Raw genomic sequence first — 903 nt, 5'->3', positions numbered from 1 at the left:
AGCATCCGTTCGAGGCGCGCCCTGACGAGGCCGTGGACGGACCCCTTCGTGTAGGACCCGTCCTTGTGCTCCCGCCCGGCCTTCGTTCCGGTCAGAAGCTCGATGCCCTCGTCGATCGTGTCCACGGCCCAGATGGAGAAGCGCCCCTCTCGGACCGCCTGAATGACCTCCGCGTCCAGCATGAGGTTCCGCACGTTCGCCCGCGGGATCATCACGCCCTGGTCCCCCGTCAGCCCCGTGAGCCGGCACAGGCTGAAGAAGCCCTCGATCTTCTCGTTCACCCCGCCGATGGCCTGAACGTTTCCGAACTGGTCCACGGACCCGGTGACGGCGATCCCCTGCCGGAGTGGAAGCCCCGACAGGGCGGAGAGCAGGCAGTAGAGCTCGGTGGAGGAGGCGCTGTCCCCTTCGATCCCGCCGTAATTCTGCTCGAAGGTGATGCGCGCCGAGAGCGTCAGCGGCATGTGCCGGGCGTACTTTCGCCCCAGGTAGCTGGAAAGGATCATCAGTCCCTTGTTGTGAATGGGCCCCGTCATGCGCACCTCGCGCTCGATGTTCACAATGCCCTCCTGCCCCACGAAGACGTTCGCCGTGATGCGCGAGGGGTGCCCGAAGCGGTAGTCCGTCAGGTCGATCACCGACAAGCCGTTGATCTGCCCCACGACCTCCCCCGTCGTGTCCACGCGGATGGTCCCGTCCACAAAGGCCCGCGTCAGCCTCTCCTGATAGAGGGCGGAGCGGTATCGCTTGTGCTCGATGGCCTTCCGAACGTGCTCCCGCTCGACGCGCTTCCCCTCTCCAGACTGGAGGACCGCCCAGGCGTTGGCCTCCGCCAGGAGCTCCCGGAGCCTCCCCATCTCGGTGGAGAGCCGCTCCTGGTCCTCCGCCTCGCGGCTGGACCAC

Annotated in this window: 1 protein-coding gene; it reads right to left on the bottom strand. The window is 66.8% G+C overall.

Going from position 1 to position 903, the window contains the following annotated elements:
* Positions 1-903 (bottom strand): Lon-insertion domain-containing protein (locus SY1_RS07085; RefSeq protein ID WP_208874021.1); only part of this gene is annotated, 903 nt, incomplete at both ends.

The organism is Fretibacterium fastidiosum, assembly GCF_000210715.1.
GTDB lineage: Bacteria > Synergistota > Synergistia > Synergistales > Aminobacteriaceae > Fretibacterium > Fretibacterium fastidiosum.
Note: the sequence above shows the minus strand (reverse complement) of the source record. Positions and strands in the feature narration are given on the sequence as shown.